20 protein-coding genes are annotated in these 22,233 nt (G+C 49.5%); 15 read left to right on the top strand and 5 right to left on the bottom strand.

Annotated elements, in window-relative coordinates:
* The first annotated feature begins 68 nt into the window (after positions 1-68).
* Both I8J30_RS08220 and I8J30_RS08215 read left to right on the top strand, forming a co-directional pair.
* Complete coding sequence (locus I8J30_RS08220) at positions 69-593, top strand: hypothetical protein (protein ID WP_210657062.1); 525 nt, start codon at positions 69-71, stop codon at positions 591-593.
* Between the two features lie 134 nt (positions 594-727).
* Positions 728-1,660 (top strand): manganese-dependent inorganic pyrophosphatase, encoded by a 933-nt coding sequence (locus I8J30_RS08215; protein ID WP_210657060.1) that lies wholly within the window; start codon positions 728-730, stop codon positions 1,658-1,660.
* A 728-nt stretch (positions 1,661-2,388) separates the two neighbouring features.
* Here I8J30_RS08215 and I8J30_RS08210 read toward each other — a convergent pair.
* Positions 2,389-5,136 carry an alpha-mannosidase gene (locus tag I8J30_RS08210; protein WP_210657057.1) on the bottom strand — a complete coding sequence of 916 codons (2,748 nt, stop codon included), beginning with the start codon at positions 5,134-5,136 and terminating at the stop codon, positions 2,389-2,391.
* Positions 5,137-5,261: 125 nt separating this feature from the next.
* On the bottom strand, positions 5,262-6,410 hold the full coding sequence (locus I8J30_RS08205) for a LacI family DNA-binding transcriptional regulator (RefSeq protein ID WP_210657055.1): 1,149 nt from the start codon (positions 6,408-6,410) through the stop codon (positions 5,262-5,264).
* A gap of 209 nt (positions 6,411-6,619) precedes the next feature.
* Between I8J30_RS08205 and I8J30_RS08200 the strand changes: the two genes are divergently transcribed.
* Complete coding sequence (locus I8J30_RS08200) at positions 6,620-7,156, top strand: nucleoside/nucleotide kinase family protein (protein WP_210657052.1); 537 nt, start codon at positions 6,620-6,622, stop codon at positions 7,154-7,156.
* 52 nt (positions 7,157-7,208) lie between these two features.
* Here the strand turns inward: I8J30_RS08200 and I8J30_RS08195 are convergent, their stop codons facing one another.
* Complete coding sequence (locus I8J30_RS08195) at positions 7,209-7,646, bottom strand: cupredoxin domain-containing protein (protein WP_210657051.1); 438 nt, start codon at positions 7,644-7,646, stop codon at positions 7,209-7,211.
* A gap of 179 nt (positions 7,647-7,825) precedes the next feature.
* Between I8J30_RS08195 and I8J30_RS08190 the strand changes: the two genes are divergently transcribed.
* Both I8J30_RS08190 and I8J30_RS08185 read left to right on the top strand, forming a co-directional pair.
* Complete coding sequence (locus I8J30_RS08190) at positions 7,826-9,094, top strand: alkaline phosphatase (RefSeq protein WP_210657049.1); 1,269 nt, start codon at positions 7,826-7,828, stop codon at positions 9,092-9,094.
* 134 nt (positions 9,095-9,228) lie between these two features.
* Positions 9,229-9,939: a phytanoyl-CoA dioxygenase family protein gene (locus I8J30_RS08185; protein ID WP_210657048.1), complete on the top strand. Its 711-nt coding sequence runs from the start codon at positions 9,229-9,231 to the stop codon at positions 9,937-9,939.
* Between the two features lie 206 nt (positions 9,940-10,145).
* Here the strand turns inward: I8J30_RS08185 and spoVB are convergent, their stop codons facing one another.
* Complete coding sequence (gene spoVB / locus I8J30_RS08180; protein ID WP_210657046.1) at positions 10,146-11,693, bottom strand: stage V sporulation protein B; 1,548 nt, start codon at positions 11,691-11,693, stop codon at positions 10,146-10,148.
* Between the two features lie 203 nt (positions 11,694-11,896).
* On the opposite strand from spoVB, the gene I8J30_RS08175 reads away from it, so the two are divergent.
* The 10 genes from I8J30_RS08175 (at position 11,897) to I8J30_RS08130 (ending at position 21,126) form a co-directional block, all read left to right on the top strand.
* Positions 11,897-12,643 (top strand): GntR family transcriptional regulator, encoded by a 747-nt coding sequence (locus I8J30_RS08175; RefSeq protein ID WP_210657044.1) that lies wholly within the window; start codon positions 11,897-11,899, stop codon positions 12,641-12,643.
* A gap of 147 nt (positions 12,644-12,790) precedes the next feature.
* Positions 12,791-13,606: a sugar phosphate isomerase/epimerase family protein gene (locus I8J30_RS08170; protein WP_210657042.1), complete on the top strand. Its 816-nt coding sequence runs from the start codon at positions 12,791-12,793 to the stop codon at positions 13,604-13,606.
* On the top strand, positions 13,603-13,899 hold the full coding sequence (locus I8J30_RS08165) for a Dabb family protein (protein WP_210657040.1): 297 nt from the start codon (positions 13,603-13,605) through the stop codon (positions 13,897-13,899). Before I8J30_RS08170 ends, I8J30_RS08165 begins: the two co-directional genes overlap by 4 nt.
* 8 nt (positions 13,900-13,907) lie before the next feature.
* Positions 13,908-14,651 carry a glucosamine-6-phosphate deaminase gene (locus I8J30_RS08160; protein ID WP_210657038.1) on the top strand — a complete coding sequence of 248 codons (744 nt, stop codon included), beginning with the start codon at positions 13,908-13,910 and terminating at the stop codon, positions 14,649-14,651.
* On the top strand, positions 14,648-16,123 hold the full coding sequence (locus tag I8J30_RS08155; RefSeq protein ID WP_210657036.1) for a xylulokinase: 1,476 nt from the start codon (positions 14,648-14,650) through the stop codon (positions 16,121-16,123). The genes I8J30_RS08160 and I8J30_RS08155 overlap by 4 nt, the downstream gene beginning before the upstream one ends.
* Positions 16,110-17,162: a Gfo/Idh/MocA family protein gene (locus I8J30_RS08150; protein WP_210657034.1), complete on the top strand. Its 1,053-nt coding sequence runs from the start codon at positions 16,110-16,112 to the stop codon at positions 17,160-17,162. The genes I8J30_RS08155 and I8J30_RS08150 overlap by 14 nt, the downstream gene beginning before the upstream one ends.
* A 47-nt stretch (positions 17,163-17,209) precedes the next feature.
* A complete protein-coding gene (locus tag I8J30_RS08145; protein WP_210657032.1) occupies positions 17,210-18,817 on the top strand; it encodes an ABC transporter substrate-binding protein in 1,608 nt (535 codons plus the stop codon).
* Between the two features lie 74 nt (positions 18,818-18,891).
* Positions 18,892-19,389, top strand: coding sequence for an Ig-like domain-containing protein (locus I8J30_RS08140; protein ID WP_210657030.1), 498 nt, complete (start codon positions 18,892-18,894; stop codon positions 19,387-19,389).
* Between the two features lie 13 nt (positions 19,390-19,402).
* Entirely contained in the window at positions 19,403-20,290 is an 888-nt protein-coding gene (locus I8J30_RS08135; protein ID WP_210657028.1) for a carbohydrate ABC transporter permease, read from the top strand.
* Positions 20,290-21,126, top strand: a complete 837-nt coding sequence (locus tag I8J30_RS08130) for a carbohydrate ABC transporter permease (protein ID WP_210657027.1) — start codon at positions 20,290-20,292, stop codon at positions 21,124-21,126. Before I8J30_RS08135 ends, I8J30_RS08130 begins: the two co-directional genes overlap by 1 nt.
* 103 nt (positions 21,127-21,229) lie before the next feature.
* Here the strand turns inward: I8J30_RS08130 and I8J30_RS08125 are convergent, their stop codons facing one another.
* Positions 21,230-22,138, bottom strand: a complete 909-nt coding sequence (locus tag I8J30_RS08125; RefSeq protein ID WP_210657025.1) for an amidoligase family protein — start codon at positions 22,136-22,138, stop codon at positions 21,230-21,232.
* Positions 22,139-22,233: the final 95 nt, after the last annotated feature.

Here is a 22,233-nt window from a genome sequence, read left to right as displayed (position 1 = left end):
CCAATGATAGGTTATCCTCATTATATCGCGATCGTGCAGAATGCTGCATGCAAAAGGAGATGATAGAGGTGGAGAAACAGGAAGCAGCCGTGCTCGCGGAATGGATCGAGCGATCAAGCATTGGGCCGGTCGGCGCTTACGACGTAACACGCATCAGTACGGACGGATTGCCGCTATCGAGTTTCCATCAATGGTCGAACGGCAAACCGCTTGTGAATGCGTATCATATTGCCCGAACGATCGGCGGCGCGCTATATGTGCTGTTTATCGATTGGCATCGGAACGACAACTATTATATGGTCATATATGCAGGGGATAAATCGACTACGCATGCCGAGATTCAGAAGCTCGCGTACGATCGCGAAGGGAAGCCGTCGCATCTGCGGTGGACGTACAATCCGATGAAACGGGATGGAGGGAATGCCATTCGCAAAGCTTATTTCAAGCAGCAGTGGGGCGAGCTCACCTTGACCATTCCGGTTCTGGGAACACTGCGGGAGAACGAGACGGATTTGTTCTGCGATGCGCTCTTCGAATTGGTGGATAAGCGTCTTCGGGCGGACAAAGCACCTGAACTTTTTGACGAAATATAGAACTGTTTATGAATTTGCCTGTAATGGAATAGGAATTCACGGCAATAAACGGTATAATACCGATTAGGGATTTATTCTTACCGGCGTTCTTATGGTCGCCAGCACCCAATAAACAGCGAATAAGGAGTATGAAGATGTCAAAAACATTGATTTTCGGACACAAAAACCCGGACACGGACACAATCTGTTCGGCAATTGCTTATGCAGACTTGAAAACAAAGCTTGGCCAAGAGGTTGAAGCGGTTCGTCTTGGCGAAGTGAACGGCGAAACGCAATACGCGCTGAATCAATTTAAAGCGGCTGCGCCTCGTTTGGTTGAGACCGTTTCGAACGAAACAAGCAACGTTATTCTTGTTGACCACAATGAGCGTCAGCAAAGCGCTAGCGACATCGATAAAGTGCGCGTCCTTGAAGTTATCGACCACCACCGTATCGCTAATTTCGAGACAGCACACCCGCTCTACTACCGCTGCGAGCCTGTAGGCTGCACGGCGACCATCCTTAATAAAATGTACAAAGAAAACGGCATCGCGATTGAAAGCGGCATTGCAGGCTTGATGCTTTCGGCAATCATCTCTGATTCCTTGCTGTTCAAATCGCCGACTTGCACGCCGGAAGACGTTGCAGCCGCTCGCGAGCTGGCAGCAATCGCAGGCGTAACGCCTGAAACGTACGGCCTTGAAATGCTTAAAGCCGGCGCTGATCTCAGCGACAAAACAATCGCGCAATTGATTTCGCTGGATGCGAAAGAATTCGCAATGGGCAGCTACAAAGTGGAAATCGCGCAAGTAAACGCGGTTGACGTCAATGATGTCCTTTCCCGCCAAGCAGAAGTGGAAGCGGCGCTGAACACGATCATCGCTGACAAAGGCCTTGATCTGTTCGTATTCGTCGTAACTGACATCTTGAACAACGATTCCGTTGCGCTGGCGCTCGGTAAACAAGCGGCAGCGGTTGAGCAAGCGTACAACGTGAAGCTTGACGACAACAAAGCGGTTCTGAAGGGCGTAGTTTCCCGCAAATCGCAAATCGTTCCTGTGCTGACTGAAACACTTAGCAAACTGTAGGATATAGATGAACTAGGACATAGGAAAGAGGCGGATGAGCAATCATCGGCTTCTTTTTTTGTTTGCGTCCGGCAGCTGAGAGTCGCCAAGTGGAACTCTCGGGGGCAAAACCAACGGATCGAAGAAGCTGAGAGTCCGGAAACCGACCTCTCAGCGTTCAAACTAACCCTGAATCTCCCGTCCCGGCAGCTGAGAGTCGCCAAATGGAACTCTCAGTGCCAAAACCAACCGAAAAAGAAGCTGAGAGTCCGGAAACCGACCTCTCAGCGTCCAAACTAACCCCGAATCTCCCGTCCGGCAGCCGAGAGTCGCCAAATGGAACTCTCAAGGCTAAAACCAACGGAAAAAGAAGCTGAGAGTACGGAAACCGACATGTCAGCGTCCAAACTAACCCTGAATCTCCCGTCCCGGCCGCCGAGAGTCGCAATCATGGGCCTCTTTTTTTTGCTCTAACGAATCGTACAAGGCTTATTTGCCCCAAAATACCGCTGAAAATAGTCTAACGAATCGTAGCGGTCTTATTTAGCGGTTTACTTGGATTTTGGAGCGGATTTACTACAGATAAGGTCTCTACGATTCGTTAGAATTTCGTAGAGCCCAAATTCGGCCCAATGGTCTCTACGATTCGTTAGAATTTGGGACACCCCAAACTCGGTTAATATCGCCACAACAAAAAGGCAGTTTAGGATGCTTGCATCCCAGACTGCCTTTTCCAGTTTCACATGCTATTACCTAGCGCTCATTCCGATGCTGATGATCTTATACCCTTGAACCGGCACGGCAGCGGAGCCGTCAGTCCCTAAGTCACCGGCGCCCGCGGCATTCGCGTCTTCGAGCACAGTGCTCTCGTAAAGCCGGCCATGCGATTGCGAGCTGACGGTCAGCTCAGCCGGCTCACCGGAGAGATTATACCAGCGGGCTATCAAATCGCCGCGATCTTCGTTGATTTTCACGCTGGAGAGGGCGAGGCCCGATCCTGCAGCGCTCCATTCGAGCAGGCTTTGCTGCGCGGGCAGCGATCCTTCGTGTACGCCCGTTTGGCTGACCTGCATCGGCACTTGGAAACCGTAAGCTTGCTGATAAGCGGTGAACCGTGAATCCCCGCCTCCGTGGGGGAGAATCATCCATTCCGCATGATTAGGGCCAAGGCACTGCGCATCCGGCGTTAGGAATACGCCCCAATCACCGAGCTCGCCGGTCGATCGCAGGATCGTCACCGCAATCGTTCCGCTGCCGTCACGCAATACTTCATATTCATTGAGGCCTTTATTGGCAATGGTCAAACCGCGGCCGTTCTCATGCACATCGACGAAAGCGCTCTGATGCTGACAGTTGCTCGGATTGACCCATTCCTCCGTCGGAATGGTAGCTCGTTCAGCGACCTCGAATATGGAGTCGGCGTAGTGTTTCGCCGTTGTAACGCCGGATGGGAACAGAACGCGCAGACGCTGATCCTTCGCAGGATTATGGAATGCAGCGTGAACGCGGACGCCTTCCTCGGAACGGCTGAGACTTACGCGCGTCACAATCGTGATCGGCACACGTTTCTCAGAACGCTGTGCTTTCCGGTCCAGGAAGTTCACCATCGTTGCGATTTCCTGCTTCAGCCGTTCATCGGCTTGCTCCGGAATGTCGAAGGTATGCGTAATTTCGTACGTTGCCCGGTACGCAGTGTCTTCCACAAGCGTTACTTGCGCCGCAAGTCCTCTGGTTGTAATGGCGGTGTCGCCGTCCGGCTGCTTGAAAATATATTCGTTGCCGATATCGCCGACATTCTCGTAAACGCCAAGTCCGTCAAAGGTCTCGCCTGTTCGTTTATCCTTAATCGTCAGGCTGCCGTCACCAGCGACCGTAACGTGGAGGTAGGCATTCTCCATCGTGTTTTCCTCAGCGACCAGCGATGATGGCTGCGCCACTGCCGATTGAGCCGCCGGAATCCATGCGAAGCTGGAATACCCCATGGCAGGCAGCGCTCCGGTTTCGAACGTTACCGTAATAACGCGGGCAAAATACGGCTGCCTAAACTTATCGTCCGGCAAATCGTAGCCGAATCGCACGCCAAGGTCCACGCTTGTGCAAGCCAGTTTCTCGCCTAGATAATTCACGAGGTAGCCTTCAGCCGTCGTATGCTCTAAGACATATTTCGAATTGTTCATCGGGCTCTCGTTCGGTTTGAAGTAGCGGCGGCCCAGCTCCAATTCCACCGTTACAACGCCGCTCTGTGCGTATCCACTCGTGCTGTATACAACGAATGGCGCACTGTCCGAGCTAATGGAAGCGAAGCTCGCCGTATCGATCTGTGCGCTCAAGTGAGCCAAGCTGTCGGCGATAACGGCAGCTGCAACACCCTTGCTCTTCTCGAAGCGGGTTTTCATTTCATGGTAAACCTCATCCACGCTGCAGCCGCAGATGCTGTCATGAGGGTGATTTTGCATTAACGTTTTCCATGCATAATTGAGCAGTCCATGTGGATAAGGGCGGCCATTCACATGGGCGAAAGCAGCCAGAGGTTCGGCGATCTTCTCCAGCATCGTCTGATTCTCTTGATTGAGCTGCTTAATATAGACACGCGATGAGGCTGTATTAACAAGGGAGTACCAGCCATCTGTACGCTGACCGCGAAGTTCGCCATTGATCGTGCTGAGCGTCTCCGGCAAAGCAGACTGCACGGCTGCGACGTAATCATCATAATTGGAATGAATGAATTCATAGTCAGGGTACAACTCGCGCGCCGTCCGAAGCGCAGCGGATAAATTCGCCTGAGCAGGCTGGTGATCGCAGCCGTTCATGAGCAGCAGATGCGGCGTAGATGCATACTTAGATGCATTCGCGATGGCATTGTCCCAGAACTTGCGCGCTGCAGCCGGCTCCTCAGGGATTTCCATGCCGTTGTTGTACCAATTGGCGAACAAGATGCCGAGAACCCGCGAGCCATCCGGCGATTCCCAGTGCAGCTCCGAGTATGGCGATTCGAGGTCCAATGCTTCCGATACGCTGTTATTGAAGCCGGTGGCCTTCACGCCGCGGCCGAACACGGCTGTTGAAATCCCTGCCTGCTGCAGGATTTGAGCGGCCTGGCCCATGTTGCCGAAGGAATCGGGGAAGTAGCCAAGCTTAGAAACGGGACCATACGCCTTAGCGTCGCGATGTCCGATTTGCATGTTGCGAATATTCGCTTCGCTGCTGGTCAGAAACTCATCCTGCAGAATATACCAAGGGCCGGCAGAGAGCTTCCCTGCTTGGACCAGCTCAATGAGCTTCTCGCGTTTCTCGGGATACACTTGCAAATAATCCTCGAGCACGATCGTCTGACCGTCGAGATAGAAGCTGAGAAACTCCGGATCTTGATCCATAATTTCGAGCAGACCGTCCATCGTTTGAATCAATTTGGCATGATGCGCCTCGTAAGGCATATACCATTCACGATCCCAGTGGGTATGCGAAATGACATGTATGATTGCTTTTGGAGTCGACATAGCGAGGGCAGACCTCTTTTCCATTGGAATATTAAAATATACTTTAATCATAAATCGATCCCTAATTCTTGTAAATCCGTATTTATTAAAATATATATAAAAAAAATCCCACGACCGCTCAACGGTCATGGGGAGGTAGGTTCGCCGGTCGATTGCCGAACAATCAACTTGGTACCGAGCACAAGCTTGGAGCCGCTGCGCTCCTGTGCCGGAGCTAAGACGAGCTTCGCCGCATCCCGGCCAATACTGTAGAAGTCCTGCTCGACAGTCGTGAGCGGTATCTCGAGATGTGCGGTGAAGGAGTGGTTATCGAAGCCGGTGACCGACAGCCGCTCCGGCACCGCGATTCCTCGTTGGAGCGCAGCCTTGAGCAGGCCGGTCGCGGTAAAATCATTCACGGCAACGGCAGCTGTAGGCGCTGGCGTAATGGCAAGCAGATGGTCGAGCAGCACATCGTAAGGGTTGCCGGCAACGTTGTTAACCTCAAGCTTCTCCATATTAACCAGCCATTCGGGCTGAGGCGGAATGCCCGCTTCGATGAGCGCATTGCAGTATCCTTTGTAGCGGTCACTGACGGATACCGCTTCTTTCCACGATTGGCATACGAAGGCAAGCCGTGTATGACCAAGCTGGAGGAGGTGCGAAGCCAGGCTGTAGCCTGCTTCAATATTGTTTGAAACGACGAGCGGTGCTTCCAGTCCTTCGATGTTCCGATCAATGAGCGTGAACGGAATGCCCTCGATGGCAAGATGGCTGAAGACGTCGATGTTCTTGTAGCTGGACACCGGATAAACGATGATGCCGCTGACACGATCCTTCGCCAGCTTCTGAATAATGCTGCGCTCGACAGCATCGTCGTATTTGGAATTATGAAACGTGACGTATAGTCCTTGTGCAGCGCATTCTTCCTCTACACCGCGGAAGATCTCATAGCCAATCGTTTCGCTAAACGGCATCACCAGCGAAATGACGGGGATGGGCAGCGTTGCGGCTTGTGCAGCGGATCCTGCCGCAGCTCTTGATTCGGCAAGAGAGCGAGCCGGCGATTGCGGCGTTCTATCCGTTACGAAGGTTCCTTTTTTCTTAATTCGCTTAATCAGACCGTCCGTTTCCAGCTGCCGCATGGCATGGGTTACGGTAATGGCGCTCACGCCGAACTGTTCGGCGATTTCCGGACCTGTCGGCAGCTTATCGCCTGCACGCAATTCCTCCGATGCAATGCGGTCCGTATAATAGTCGATTAAGATTTGATAGCGGGGTCTATGATCTTTCACGCTGATCCTCCAAACCGATCCGTCTCATTAATATATATTTTATTAGTATAATGCAAGTTGGAGGGACTGTACAATAGAGGTCATGCACGGCATGCGGCGCTTATGAAGGGATTGGAAGCCCATTCCAATTCGGGGCGGATGTGTTATGCTAGCAAGGTATGGGAAAAATGTTCCATATGGGAACATGAACACAATTTTGGAGGACAACGATGGACGAAAAACCTTTCGTAATTGCCATTGCTGCTGTATCCGGAGGCGGGAAGACGACCCTGACCGAGCAGCTGCTTGAACGATTAGCTCATGCGCAAGCTTTATATTTTGACGATTATGACTTTGAGGAAAGCCCGGAAGACATCTGTGATTGGGTGGAACGAGGAGCCGATTATAATGAATGGAATCTTACTTCATTCAGGCATGATATCGAGCTCTATTTGCAGGATGCCGAGCTCCGCTATCTTATTCTCGATTATCCTTTTGCCTATTTGAATAACGATATTCGTGAATTCATTGATCTGACGGTATTTATAGATACCCCATTGGATATTGCGGTAGCCCGAAGGATATTGCGCGATTATAATTATCGGTCGATGGATGATTTGCGCCATGAATTAGCCAACTATCTATCCCGCGGCAGGGATGCTTACCTGGAGATGCTGAGAAGCGTCAAACCAAACTCGGACATTGTCATCGACGGTACACAGAGTACGACAGAGATGGTCGATCGCATTCTGCACGCCTTACAATAAAGATGGCTGCGCAGCGATGCGCAGCCATTCGTATTCGGTAAATCAATCTTTGTTAGGCTTCGTCAACGATTAGCTTGCCCACCATATCACGATGACCGGAACCGCACATGACGGAGCAGTGGAATTCGAAAGTGCCCGCATTCACGGCATCGAATTCACCATCGCCATCGCCCTTGATGTCTACATTGTAATCCGCAATTGAGAAACCATGCCCGGCGTCGTCGCTATGAAGAGTGATTTTGACATGATCGCCTTTCTTCACGTGAATTTCCTTCTGATCATATTCGAAATCTTTGGCTTCGAGCTTGATCTCTACCGTGGATCCGCTATCCGGTTCCGCGGTTGTCGTGTTCGCGGAGGTTTCGTTAGTCGCCTTGCTTTCATTCTCGCCATTGTTGCTGTTCCCATTGCCGTTGTTGTTCCCGCAGGCGCTGGCTAACGCTGCAATGAGCAGTAATGCTGCCGCAAGGGTTACGATTTTGGCTTTCATGTTTCTATCACTCCTCTTTTTTGGAATCATTACCCATCCTAGCATAGAAAGATTAAAGGAATATGAAAGAAGTGGAATTCATTTCAAAGTCAGCTTAACAAGAACTACATATCCGGAAAACATCCTCTTAACCTACTACTAGTATTCTGATATAGAAAAGATCACTAGGAGGTAGGAAAATGGTTTCGCAAAAGAAAATCGGCTTCAAAAGCACACTTACTGTAACTGCAGCTGCAGCACTTGTTGTCACCAGCATACTGACTGCGCCTTCGCATGAGAAAGCGGAAGCAGCTTCCTCGCAAACGAAAAATGTCATTTTGTTCGTTGGCGACGGCATGGGGACCGCAGCGCGTAACGCGATTCGTTTGGCAACTGTCGGAGAGAAGGGCAGTCTGGCAATGGACGCTATGCCGTTCGTAGGACTTATTCATACAAGCTCCACTGTACCTGTAACAGACTCGGCAGCATCTGCTACGGCTTATGCCAGCGGAGTGAAAACGTATAATGGCGCCATCGGAATGGATGCCGATAAGAAGTCGGTCAAAACGATCATGGAATACGCGAAGGATGCAGGCAAATCGACGGGTGTCGTTACAACGAGCCAAGTAACGGACGCTACCGGCGCAGCGTTCGGCGCCCATGTCGAAGACCGCTCCAAGCAAAGCGATATCGCGCTGCAATATTTGACGAAGAGCAAGATTGATGTACTTCTCGGCGGCGGCGAAGATTTCTGGTACCCAGCCGGCGAGCCGGGTAAATTCCAGGACGAGCCTGCTGAAGATCCGTCGGAGAAAAGCAAAGGCACACAAGGCAATCTGATCAATAAAGCGAAACAATTGGGCTACAGCTATGTTTCGAACAAAACGGATATGCAAAAAGCTAAAGGCGGCAAGCTTCTTGGACTGTTCGCCAACGAAGAAATGTTCCAACAGCGCGCTGAGGGTGAAGGGGATATCTACAACCCGGTCGTTTCCCTTCCGGATATGACGAAGAAGGCCATTGAAACCTTGTCGGCTAACAAAAAAGGGTTCTTCCTGATGGTAGAAGAGGAAGGAACGGATGAGTTCGCTCACCAAAACAATGCCAAAATGACGATTAAAGCAGGTCAACAGCTGGATCGCTCCGTGCAAATCGCGAAGGATTTTGCCAAGAAAAATCCGGATACGCTTGTACTGGTCCTTGCCGACCATGAAACAGGCGGCTTGTCCATTGAAGAAGTGGATGCTAATGACGAGACCGGTGACGGCATTTCGAAGGAAGACGGTCCTTTCGCCATTGCAAACTCCAAGTTTAACTTTGTTGTAGACTGGACGACTTCCGGCCATACGGCAGTGGATGTTCCGGTGACGGCAACCGGCAAGAACGCGCAAATGTTCGCAGGCAGCTTCGAGAACACGGAAATTTTCACTAAGCTGATGCAGGCGCTTGGATTTAAAGCTCACCGTTAAGAGGTTTGTTACGAGGAAAGAAGCTAGCTGCGGCAATCGCGGCTAGCTTCTTTGTTTGGATTGACAGGCAGGATGGGGGCATTCAGAATAGGTGTATATCCTATAAATTAACAGTCCTGGGAGGTGGAAAGCCAGTGTCTAAAATAACGGACTTTGTTTTGACCTCAGACATGATTGAACAATTTTATCGGGAAGGTTATTTTTATGCCCCGGGCTTGCTGTCAGCTCATGCGGTGGACGCCATTAATGCCGAGAATGCTGAATTTGCTAATCAGCAGGGAGACGGCAAGTGGAGAAGCCAGGCCATCATTGATGTGGAGAAAGAGAAGAACAGGTTTCCCCATACGACTGCTTTTCTGACGGACCCGGACATCGCGCGCATCTTCGAAACTATACTTGGCGACAAAGTGCGGATATGGATGGGCATGTACGCCGTTGTAGCGCCGCATGGCAGCGGGCTGGAGTGGCATCAAGACAATCAGTATACCCATATTCTGGGGCATATGCTGAACGGGTTTATTGCGCTTGATCCGATCACGCAGGACAATGCGGGCTTGTGGCTTGCGCCCCGATCGCATCGGCTGGGACGGCAGCCGAACTTGAACGCGGAGGGCGGCCATAAGCGGGCCGCTGATCCGGAGAACGGCATCCCATGTAAACCCATGGCACCGGGGGATGCGGTGTTCTTTCATCGCGAAACGCTGCATCACAGCAAGCAAAATCATACGGATAAGCCGCGCCGCGCTTACGCTTTCCAAGTTGCTTCGGTTAATTGCAGGTATGCGGAAACCGGGAAGCTGCTTGAGGATCGCATGGTATTGTCGGACTATGGCCGACGCCAATAGCGGGGTATTAATGAAGCCGTCTCGATAGGTTGCAGGTGCAACGGTCGAGACGGCTTTTTTGTTAGGCAAAATGTTGATTAAAATGCTGCATTTAGATGAAATTTCCGTCATATACAGCGCTTTTTAACTTAAATGTTGCTTACCGGACAACATTTTCGGAATGTCTCGCTGAATTCTTCGCAAATGTTGCCGAGTGTGCAACATTCTTACCTCGGGATCAAAATGGATCGGCTTGCCTTTAGCAAAGCATCCATCGATAGCAGAGCAGCGAAGTAAATCAGCAGCGCGCAGGAGATGGAACCGGCAACGCTCCAGAGGAGCGGTATCCCTTGGACGACCGTTAGGTAATCAAAGGACCATCGCCCGCAAATCGCCATCAGCAGCATGCAGATGCCCACTTTGAGATAAGGTTGAATGTTCATATAGATTCCGATCGAGCCGGATATGGAGAAGAAGTTCAGCAGCGTTTGCATGACGATCCCGATTCCGATGCCGAAGGTGATGCCTACAATGCCGAACTGGCTGCCAAACACGAATATGGCAATGGCCTTGAACGTTGTGGACACGATGTAGTTCCAGAGCGTTGCACTGGCCCGGCCAAGTCCGAGTAGAATCGCATGGAGCGGAGCATCGAAGTAGTGAAGGAAAAACATCGGCGCTAATATTTTGAGCAGCAAGCCCGCTTCAGGCGCATTATAAACAAGCTTGGTAAGCGGAGTCGCCCACTGAAACAGGATGACGGTAGCCGGTGCACCGATCAGTAATCCTAAGTTTAGCGCTTGATTCATCCGTTCATGCATAAGCCGGTCATTCTTATTCGCTGCCGCCTCTCCAATAGCCGGAATCAGCGCGGTAGACAAGGATTGCGTAATAAAGCTTGGCATGTAGAGCAGCGGAAAGGCGTAACCGGCCAGCATTCCGAACTGCTTCGTGGCCAGCGCCGTGCTTATGCCCGCCAGCGCGAGGCTTGTAGCAATAAGTAAGGGCTGAAACGCACTGTATACCGAATGCACGATACCCTGACCGGTTGTCGGCAGGCCGATCTGAAGCAGCTCGGTGAGCGTCTTTTTGCCTTGTTTGAGATGGCCGGTCCATGTCTCGCCCGGCAGCTTAGCTTCACCGCGCACCTTATAGCTGACCACTAGGAAGGAAAGGCTGATGGCTTCGCTTATGACAGAGGCGGCCATTGCGCCGGCTGCTGCGTAGGCTACGCCATAAGGCAGCAGCAAATGAACCAACGCGAGAACACTGGCAATCTGCACCGAATACTCGAGCACATCGGAAGCGGCGATCACCTTCATGCGCTGAACGCCTCGGAAGTATCCTTTTAACACCGCGGACACGGCGACAATTGGCGCAATCGGCGTAATCGCGAGCATTGCATAATAGGCGCGTTGGTCACTCAGCAGGATGGATGCGATCCAGTGGGAGCCGAGCAGGGAAAGTGTCGTCAGCGCCACGCTTAGGAAGCCGGTTACCGCCAGCGATACGTGCAAGATACGCCTGACTTTCACTTTCTCATCGCGAGCATAAGCTTCCGCTACCAGCTTGGATATCGCAACAGGCAGGCCGAGTTCCGTTATCGTAATGACAAGAGGCACGAGAGGGTGTGCCATCATTAACAAGCCAATTCCTTCCGCTCCCAGTGCGCGAGCGACAAACATGCCGCTGATAAAGCCAAGAATACGGTTGATGAAAGCAGCGACAGATAAGGCCATCGTCCCTCTCATGAACGATTCCTTCTTATGTGCCATGTTTCGTTCCTCCTGATCCTCGAATACTTAAATGTATTCATCATTCGGAAAAGCATGCGAACGAGCTGGGGGCTGTACCACCTCATAGATTCATAAGAGATGTACGTATGAATATAAGTGAGATTTGCAGAAAAGACGTTGCGAGAATGTGGATTAACACTTATCATTAGCAATAATACTACATTTTAGGTGGGATTCGGCAGATGACACGTATAAATAGCGATAGCAAGGTTCCGTTGTACGTACAAATTAAGGAGAAGATTCTGGGAGATATTCAGTCTGGATTGCTAAAGCCTGGAGAAGCCATTCCGCCGGAATCCTTGCTTTCGGAAACCTATTCAGTCAGCCGCGCTACGATCAGACAGGCGGTGACCGAACTAGTTTTTGCAGGATTTTTGCAGAGACAGCAAGGACGAGGCACTTTCGTGAATAAGCCTAAGATCGAAACAGGCTTAAGAAACTTGTATAGCTTCTTTCAAGATATGACTAGCAGAGGTATGCGTCCCGAATCGCGAGTCATCGAATTTGAGATCGTACTGCCTAAAGCAGATGTGAGGGCCAAGTTGAATTTACCCGAGAATACACTAGTCGTGAAGTTAATCCGATTACGGCTAGCCGATGATGAAATACAGATGCTCGAAACGACATTTCTACCTTTAGAGCTATATCCGGGCTTAACCCAAGAGGATGTCATAACATGCAACTCGCTATATTCATTGCTTGAAAATAAATTTTCCGTTAGTTTGGATCATGTGGTGGAATATTTTGAGCCTGTACTTGTAGACGATTTCGCTTCTAAAATGCTTGAAGTGCCTAAGGGGTCGCCGGCTCTATATATCGAAAGAGTAGGTTACTTGCAGGACAATCGTTTAGCGGAGCTGTCACAGTCCATTGTACGTGGCGACAGATGTCGATATTATGTTGAGCTTGTCCGTAAAAAAGAAGATTGATTATTTTGAATAGTCTAATGTATAATTCAGTCATGCAGACGTCCGTACAAATTTTTGATAATTATAAGTATAAATTATTGAAAAGGAGGGGCATCTATAAAAACAGGTATATTCACGCAATATCTTGAGGCAGGCTCCATTGAAGAGTTGGCCTTTCGCGCAGGCGAGCTTGGGTTTGGGTATGTTGTACTTGATACATTTCCGGGTCTGAAGCTGCAAGATGGGAGGCTGGTAGAAGCTGACTGTAAACGAATCTTGAAAGCGTTCTCTTTCGAAAAGGTTCAGATAGCGGCAGTCGGTGGATATCGTAATCTAATTCATCCCGATCCACAGATTCGTGTCTGTCTCCAAAATGAGCTGATTGGTCTGATACAGTTGTGTGAAGCAATCGGAGCACCGATGCTTTGTTCGGAAACGGGATCGTATCATCCCGATGGTTGGACCTGGGATCCTGCCAATATGACGGAGCAGGCTTTTCAACAATTGATAGACAGCCTTGAACCTCTCGTTCGCGAAGGACAGAAACGCGGGGTATGCTTGGGTTTGGAGCCTTATGTAATGAACGTGGCGTATAACACAGAACGGCTTGCTCGAGTGATCAAGCATTTTGGACAGCAAAGGATTAAAGCGGTATTCGATCCAGCCGGTCTGCTGACCAGGATGACGTCTCAAGTTCAGAAGGATGCCCTGCCTGAGATGCTAGCATCGATCGTTGACAGTATCGGTCTTATTCATGTTGAGGATTTCATTCCAGCTTCAAGTCTGAATGATCATTTTGAATGGATTGGGGCAGGTCAAGGTTTACTAGATTATGTAGTATTTATGAATGCTGTGATCCAATCAGGGTATGAGGGACCTATGATCTTCGAGCACTTGACGCAATCGGATATTCCGGCAGCCGTTCAATTCGTCCGCACGAAATGGGAGCTGGCTCAACGCCAAGCGATGGGGGAAAAGAAATGATCAGACATTTAATCGTTTTCAATCTCCGGGAGGGACTGGGGCATCAAGATTGTTTAGACATGATTGACGAAGGACGCAGGGTATTAACTTTGATTCCGGGCGTCACCGACTATCATTTCGGAGAGGCGGTAGACTTAGCTGCAAAATATCGTTATTACCTTGCTATTGATTTTACCGACGAAAGTGTTATCGAATTATATAAATACCATCCCCTGCATGTGAAATTTGCCGATGAATGGTTTCGTCGATCTGCGACGGACCGGATAACTACAGATTACAACTTATATCCATGAGGACTCATATGAGGCTGATCATTGTCGATGATTACGAACAAATGAGCAAAACAGCCGCAGCTCTTGTAGCCGATGTAATTCGGAGCAATCCGCACGCTTCGCTCGGTCTTACAACCGGCAATACACCAATCGGCATGTATGAGGAACTATCTCGCATGTATCGCGCTAATATGCTCTCATTCCGACATACTAATATTTTTTGCCTGGAAGAATATTTAGGAGTTGGGCCGGAAGATGAAAGGAGCCTTTTTTCTTGGCTTAGCCGTATGTTCATTACCCCGAATGAAATTCCCGCAGATCACATTCACCGTCTTCGTGGAGAAGACATAGAACCGCAACGCGCCTGTGAACGATTTGATGACACCATACGCCGAATTGGCGGATTGGACCTGATTGTAGAAGGAATTGGTGTCAACGGTCATGTCGGCTTCAACGAACCCGGATCACTCATGGAATCCCGCTGCCGGGTTGTTGCATTATCCAAGACAACACTTGATTACAATACAAGCTATTGGAATGCTGAAGTTCCTCATTATGGAATGACTGTTGGCATCGGTAATATTTTGGAAGCGAAGGAAGTCATTTTAATGGCATCAGGACATGCCAAGGCATTGCCGTTATATCATTCCTTGCAGGGCAATGTTCATGCCGATGTGCCCGCTTCCTACTTGCAGCATGCACGTCATTTGACGGTTATTGCCGATAAAGAAGCAGCTGCTTCACTCGCATTTATATCGGAGGAGTCTTCATGAAGGAATTATTCATTGGGCTGGATATCGGCACATCCGGTATAAGAGCAGTCGCTTATACAGCAAATGGAGTGTGTATCAACGAAGCGAGAACCGGCTTTGCAACACGTTACAGTTCAAATGGCGCAGCAGAGCAAAACCCGAATGATTGGTTAAGAGGCGTTAAGGTTGTGCTGAAACAATTGGCCGATCGATTGGGAGACAATTGCCGAAATATAGCCGGAATTGGTCTTACAGGGCAATGTCCGACCTATACGATGCTCTCGCCGGAAGGGGAAGCGGCAAACTTTGCGGTCATCTATCAGGACAATCGCGCCATACAGGAAACGGAATGGTTGATACGTCAGTTTGGACTGACATGCATACGGAACAGGACAGGGCAATCTCCCACTCCTTTCTATCTCGCTCCCAAAATAATGAGTCTGCTTAACGAGCATCCCGGCGTTTTTGACGGATGGTCGGTTGTCCAGCCGCGCGATCTTGCTGGCCATTATTTAACTGGCGTCCTTGGTACGGATCCGACACATGCGGCATGCTCGATGCTGTACGATTTGCACCACAACGATTGGGCAACGGATTGGCAATCGGAGCTTGGGCTTTCCGTATTGGAATGGCCGGAAATTTTACCTTCTTGCAGTATTCTTGGCTACCTAAACCCTGAAATTGCTCAAAGTGTTGGCATGCCATCAGGAATTCCTGTCATTGTAGGGGCTGCTGACAGCTTGTGTGCTGCATACGGAGCTCGAGCAGTAGTTCCCGGAAATTTATGTGATGTGACTGGGACATCCACTTGTTTGCATGTGATTGTTCCGAAAGCTGCAGCGACTGAGCAGATGAATGTTTATCCTCATATTGTTCCTTATACTTGGTGTGCGGATGCCGGATTAAATACGACTGGCGCAGCTGTACAGTGGTTGTCCAAGGTTGCATCGCAGCCTGTAGAGCAATTAATGGAGTCAGCTTCAACAATTGCCCCAGGCTGCGAGGGACTTCTGTTTCTTCCATATCTGTCGAATGGGGAAAGGAATGATGCGGGATTAATGGGAGGTTTTGTAGGGCTGCAGCTTTATCATAGCGCTGCACATATGGCACGTGCAGTACTGGAAGGAACTGCATTTGCAACGCAGAGAAGAATAAACGCTTTAAATGAAGCAGGCTGTTGTATTACTCGCATTACCTTATGCGGTGGCGGATCATCAAACACGCTTTGGAATCAAATAAAGGCCGATGTACTTCAGCTTCAATTGAAAGCGTTATCACCTGCAGATACAACCGCATATGGCGCAGCTTCAATTGCGGCGGAAGTGCTTGGATTTCCTACATTAAACGGAGACAACGGATTTGAAGAGGTCCACTATGAGCCATCTGCAAGCACTTCAAATCACTACACGGTTTATGAGCAAGCATACGCGCGTTTTTGCGAAGCGGAACAGAAATTGACAAGCGGGAGGCGTGCAGGGCATGAATCCAATTAAAGTAGCCATTGTCGGCTGCGGCCATATAGCCGGGGCCTATGTAAGGAGTATTCAGCAGAGCCCGTATTCTCAAATCGTTGCCGTGTGTGACAATAGAATTGAGCATGCTGCTGACTTTGCAACGAAGAATGGAATACGGGGCATTTATGGAGATTTTGCTCAAATGCTGCGTGATGAGGCTATCGATCTGCTCGTGAATATAACGCCACCTTACTTGCATGGAGAGTTGAACCGTCAAGCGCTTAAAGCTGGAGTCAATGTTTGGTCGGAGAAGCCGATAGCGACTGAAATGTCGGTCGCTCAAGAATTGCTTGCTCTTGCCAAAGAGCACGGTCTAGGCATTTGGAGTGCTCCAATTACGCCGCTATCTCCAAGTTTCCAGTATATGGCGGAGCGAATCGCCGATGGTTCTCTTGGCATTGTGAATGCCGCTCACGGAATATCGGGGCATAGTGTGCCCCTTTGGGATGCTTGGTTTTACCGCGAGGGCGGAGGTACCCTGTTCGACATCGGTGTCTATACCATTACCACATTAACTGGACTACTTGGACCTGCTAAGTCGGTGACAGCGATGGCGGGCATTGTTATCTCTGAGCGGTTGGTGAAGGGAGAGAAAGTCATGGCGGAAGTGGAGGATAATGCTGCTCTTGTGCTTGACCACGGTAATGCCTGCTATTCCGTCATACAGTGTGGCTTCACTTATAGGGCACAGCAGGATGATTGGACGATACAGGTTATTGGCACCGAAGGCAGCATGGCGATGGAGGGCTACGATTGGGAACCGAAAGGGGTCCGGGTCTTTACAAGCAAAGAGTCTGCCTGGACTCGGCAAGCTACGGATCAAGGTGATTACGAGATGGTCGGAGGGGCTGTTTATATCATTGATTGTCTCGCCAACGGCAAGGAACCCATACTGCATGCCGATCATCCTGTTCATGTATTAGAAATTATGCTTGCGGCTAAGGAGTCTGCGAGAACCGGGGCTCGTATCGCAATCCATTCATCATTCTCGTGGCCATTAATCAGCACGACAGAGTGAGTACTGTGCAAAGTGCACAACCAACAACCTAAAGTGAGGGATATTAAATGGAAAATAAAGCACCGGTAAAAAAGCTATTCATTGCCAGTCTTATTGTTCTATTCATTTTCTCCATTATTGCATCCGGTTGCTCCTATGACAAGAACGATATTAACAAGTCGGCAAAGGCTGAGAATACGAAAGCCACAAACAATTCGCAAACAAAAGAAACTGCAACAACAGAAACGAATACCACAAAAGCTGAAAAAACCTCGGTAAATGAAGCGAGCCAACCTGAAGAAAAAGCAGTTACGATTAAGATTGCCCCTCAGTTCTTCACACCTACCGACGACAAGACACCAACCGAAAAAACACCTATTCCACGAGTCGCGCTTGATAAAATCGCAGAGGATTTCCATAAGCTGTATCCCCATATTACAGTCGAGATTATGAAAGGCGTACCGAACGCCAGTGATGAGTTTGCTACCTGGTTTACTACTCGCATCGCATCCGGCGAAGCTCCTGATATTTCATTCTCCTCCAATACTATCGCATCATGGGTCGAGAAAGGCTGGGCGCTTCCACTAGACGCTTACTATAGCACGCCTAATCCTTTCATAGAAGGAAATCAGCACTGGATGGATGCGTTTACGAACGAAGAAATCATTCTCAAATCGGCAGACGGCAATCATTATCAAGTACCGCTTGCCCAGCCACCCGGATCACCGGTTACGTTCTATTATAATATCGATATTTTCAAAGCATTGAACCTGTCTGTGCCCAAAACATGGAAGGAGTTCGTCGAGGTCGTGAAGAAAGCGAACGAAGCCGGATATATCGGATCCGCTCCTGGTGTTGAGAACAAAGGACCAACGTTGTGGCCGCTAGATAACGTAACGATTCCTCTCACATTGCCCCTACTGAATGATTACAACTACACCGGAGCGTCTGCCTATGCGCAGCTTAAAGGTGACGAGGATATTCGAGCCGTCAAGATAGGCATTATCGATATGAAGAAGCCGGAATTCCAGGAAGCATGGAAGCAATATAAGGAATGGGCATCCCTTTGGCCTAAAGGCTGGAATACACAAGACTTGAAGGCACAGTGGAAAGCAGGGAAAGTTGCTATACGCGAAGGCGGTATGTGGGAGCTCCAGCAGGAATTGAGTGATACGAAACGTACGTTCAAATGGGGCGTATTTCCAATGCCTTTCGTTGGTACAGATTCGACTGAACTGGCTGCTGATTTACCTCGAAAAACCGGATTTCCGAAAAATGTATACTCATCCTTCGATCTTGCACTAATTAAGCCATCGTTAGAGAAGAACGGAACAGAGAAAGCGGCAGTTCTATTTCTTCAGTATTTAACCTCACCTAAAGTGAATGAATATTTGGTTAATGAGGTACCATTCGCACGGCCTGCAGTTAACGATGCAGCATCGTTGCCGATCTTCGATGCACTTAAGAATGTGGAGCATGCTGAGTTTCCTCCGGTTTATGTGACGATGCCGGCTTGGTTGAGTCCTGAAGTGACAGAAACAATCGGCAGAAACGCTACGATGTGGTTCTCGAGTGAGATTAGCGATGACAAGTTCTTTACTACTGTGGAGAAAGCCATGCAAAAAGGCGCTGATGAATTGATTAAAGGGCAGGGGATTGATACGTCCAACTGGTAATATAACGGATGGGCGAAGCGGAAACGTGATTTCGCTTCGCTCTGATCTGTTTGCCACCAGACGGGAGGACAAGAATGAAGCGTAAATTAGGGGTGTTACTGTGTTGTGCTGTTATCGCTGGATTTCTGCTCATCATGTGGAGAATGGATTCCAATCGCGAGGTTTTGTTTTCAGTCAAGCTGTCGAAAGACGAGTTGAAGGCCAACGGCAAAGATGAGATTCTAGTAGAATTTACGGTTACGGATAAAGACGGGAAGCCACGCTCGGGCGATGATGTGCTCGTCATTAAAGCTAAAGGGTACGGTTCCACGAAGGTAACTCGCGTAAAGACCGATGAGAACGGACGAGCGAGCTTCGTGTATTATTCCTATAACGAAAATGAGTTTCAACCGGCTGTCCTCAATCAAATTCTTTTATCGGACGTTTCTGTAGGTAAAGTGATCGGTGTATATAAACGAGCGATTGTAGATATTCCTGTCATTTCGGACGATTCTTTGGATAAAGCATCTGAGCATGAAGATGATGGGAAAGATAAGAACAGCGAAAACGACGAATACATTGAATTAAATTGAAGGGCGGGGGAGTATGAGCAGACAATGGCGAGAAAGCTTAACCGCCTATTTGCTGTTATCACCAATCGTAATTGGGTTGCTGCTATTCAGTTATTACCCGCCGATTCGCGGACTCATCATGGCATTCTTCGAATGGAATGCAGCGGGTAATGTCTGGACGTTCATCGGCTTGGATAATTTTAAGACGATGCTCCATGATGATGTGCTGCTTGCCTCGGTGCCGAATATGCTGTTTCTGGTCGTCGGCGGACTGATCATTGGCGTAACCGCGCCGCTTGTGATGGCAGAGATGATCTTCTTCGTCAAAAACGAGAAGTTAAAATACTTATATCGTGTTCTGGTGCTGGTTCCACTCGTTGTACCTGGCATCGTCGGCCTGCTTGTATGGCAGTTTGTATACGATCCCAATGTAGGTTTGCTGAATTCGCTGCTTGGCGCATTGGGCTTGGATGATTGGAAGCACGCCTGGCTTGGGGAGTCGAATACCGTACTTTGGGCCTTGCTATTTCTTGGTTTTCCGTGGGTTTCAGGGATAGGGCCTCTCATCTATCTGGCTGGCTTGATGAACATCCCGACTGAGGTGATCGAGAACTCCCGATTGGAGGGAGCTTCTCCGGTTAAACGCATTCTGTATATCGATATCCCACTTATCATAGGACAGGTCAAATTCTTCGTCGTTACCGGCTTAATTTCAGGACTTCAAGCATTTGGGCATCAACTCGTCTTGACGAATGGAGGTCCTGGCTATTCCTCCATGGTTCCCGGCTACCACATGTACATGCAGGCGTTTACTTACAATCGTTTAGGCTATGCAAGCTCAATCGGACTCATACTCTTTATTGCAGCAATGGCCATTACGCTCCTCAGCATGAAGCTAATTAAATCACAGGAGGCTTCATAATGGTGAGAAAGTATTGGGGGCAAATTTCGCTAAATGTGATTATCGCCGGTGCAGTCTTGCTCAGTGTGTATCCTTTGAGCATATTGTTATTCGGCTTTTCCAAAGATACCTTGACTTGGGAATACAATAAGTGGCTGCCCGTGCTTCCGCTATGGTTCAACAATGTGAATTATGCCTGGAGCACCATCCATGTAGCATTTTGGAACACTGTGTTTGTTGGCGCGATTTCGGCTGCAGGAGGAGTGTTTTTATCATCGCTTGGTGGCTTCGTGTTCGCGAGGTTGAAGTTTTATGGGAAGGAAATCATCTTTTATTTTATTATCGCTTTAATGATGATTCCGGGAATATTAGGTTTAGTTCCCTGGTATTTGCTGGTGAAGGAACTTGGGATGCTCAATTCATTATGGGGTCTCATCTGGCCCAATATATTTGGCACGCCGATCTTCGGTATCTTCCTGCTGCGCGGATTTTTTGCTGCTATCCCGGAAGATTTGTTCGAAGCGGCGAAGATGGATGGATGCGGCACCTTCAAGCTCTACTATAAAATTGCTGTACCTGTTTCGGTGTCTATTCTGGCAACTCTTGCTGTTATGCAGATCGTAGGGGTTTGGAACGATTTAATCGGCCCTTCTATTATATTGACAGACCCGGATAAGTACGTAATCACACTTGCCTTGCGAAACTTTTCCGCCCAGGTTATCTCGGGAGAGGACGCAACGAATTATCCGGCGTTATTCTCAGCCTACATCCTTGCATCGCTGCCGCTGATTCTGCTATTTATGTTCGCCAGCAAATATTATGTGGAAGGCTTGACCTCATCCGGGCTTAAGCTGTAAATAGTTGCAAGTGTCGGGCTTTTTTGCGTAACAATTCCATACTCGAAAAGAAGAAGCTAGCCGACGTTATCGCGGCTAGCTTCTTCTTCCTATACGGCTCAGCTCAGTCTGGGAGCTGACGCTTCACTATCCAACCTTCGGCTGGCGGTTCGATCAGGTACTTCATCCGCTTGCCGGAGCTGTTCTCAATCGCGAGTACTAAACCCTCTTCTACAGGTAGGATGTCGTGAACCTCACCGTTCGGCACAAGCTTTTGCACGATCGGCTCTAAGAACGGGAGTAGAAGTTCTTCGAGCCAAATTCGCTCCTGATACCAACGAGGAACAGGAATCGAAGCGGGATATCCACTTGCCGGTGCTTGGAGGGCAGCGGCGAATTGCTGTGGATCAAGCGGCAGCTCCGTTCCGGCTCCGATTGCGGCAACGAATCGAAGGCATAGCTCAATCGTGTGCAGCACCTCATGGACAAGCACGCTGCCATTGGCGTAGCGAATCTCTACCGTACCGATATCGAACCAAGAGGCTGTGTTGATCCCGCACCGGTGAGATTGCGGGCGGCCGGCGTTGTGTACGGCTTGGGCGGAAGGATCTAACGCGAATCGCTCACGCATCGCTGTCGTTACCGGCGGGCAGAAGAGCAGGCGATGCTCGCTCGTACGAAGCAGGGCTTGCAGCGTATCCTGATAGGTCAGCGCCGCATCCAGAAGCGGGAGCACCATTTGTTCTCCCCATGCTTCGAGGCCGACATGCACATGAAGGCCGCAGCTCCAATTCGCAGTAGCACCCTGTGCTTGAAGCCGGCTCAGCATGATGCGGATCTGATCCCGCTCCTCCCATAACATCGGAGGAGGCTTCAGCTCACTGCCGGACTCGATGCCGGTTTCATCCAGCTGATGCTCATTCAAAGACATTTCCCAGCCGGGCAGCAGCTCCAGCTCTGCGGGTTTACCGCCGATAAACTCGATTTCCACGCCGAACTTAAGTTGTTTCCAATCTACTGTTTTGGGCCACATGGCGATCTTCCTCTCGTTTGTATGATGGGTCTATCCTGTTCATACTTCCGAAAGGGAGAAGGCGGCCCTCGGGCTTACCGGGGAATTTTCAGTTT

Origin of the sequence: Paenibacillus lignilyticus (assembly GCF_017942085.1) — a bacterium.
GTDB lineage: Bacteria > Bacillota > Bacilli > Paenibacillales > Paenibacillaceae > Paenibacillus_Z > Paenibacillus_Z lignilyticus.
Note: the sequence above shows the minus strand (reverse complement) of the source record. Positions and strands in the feature narration are given on the sequence as shown.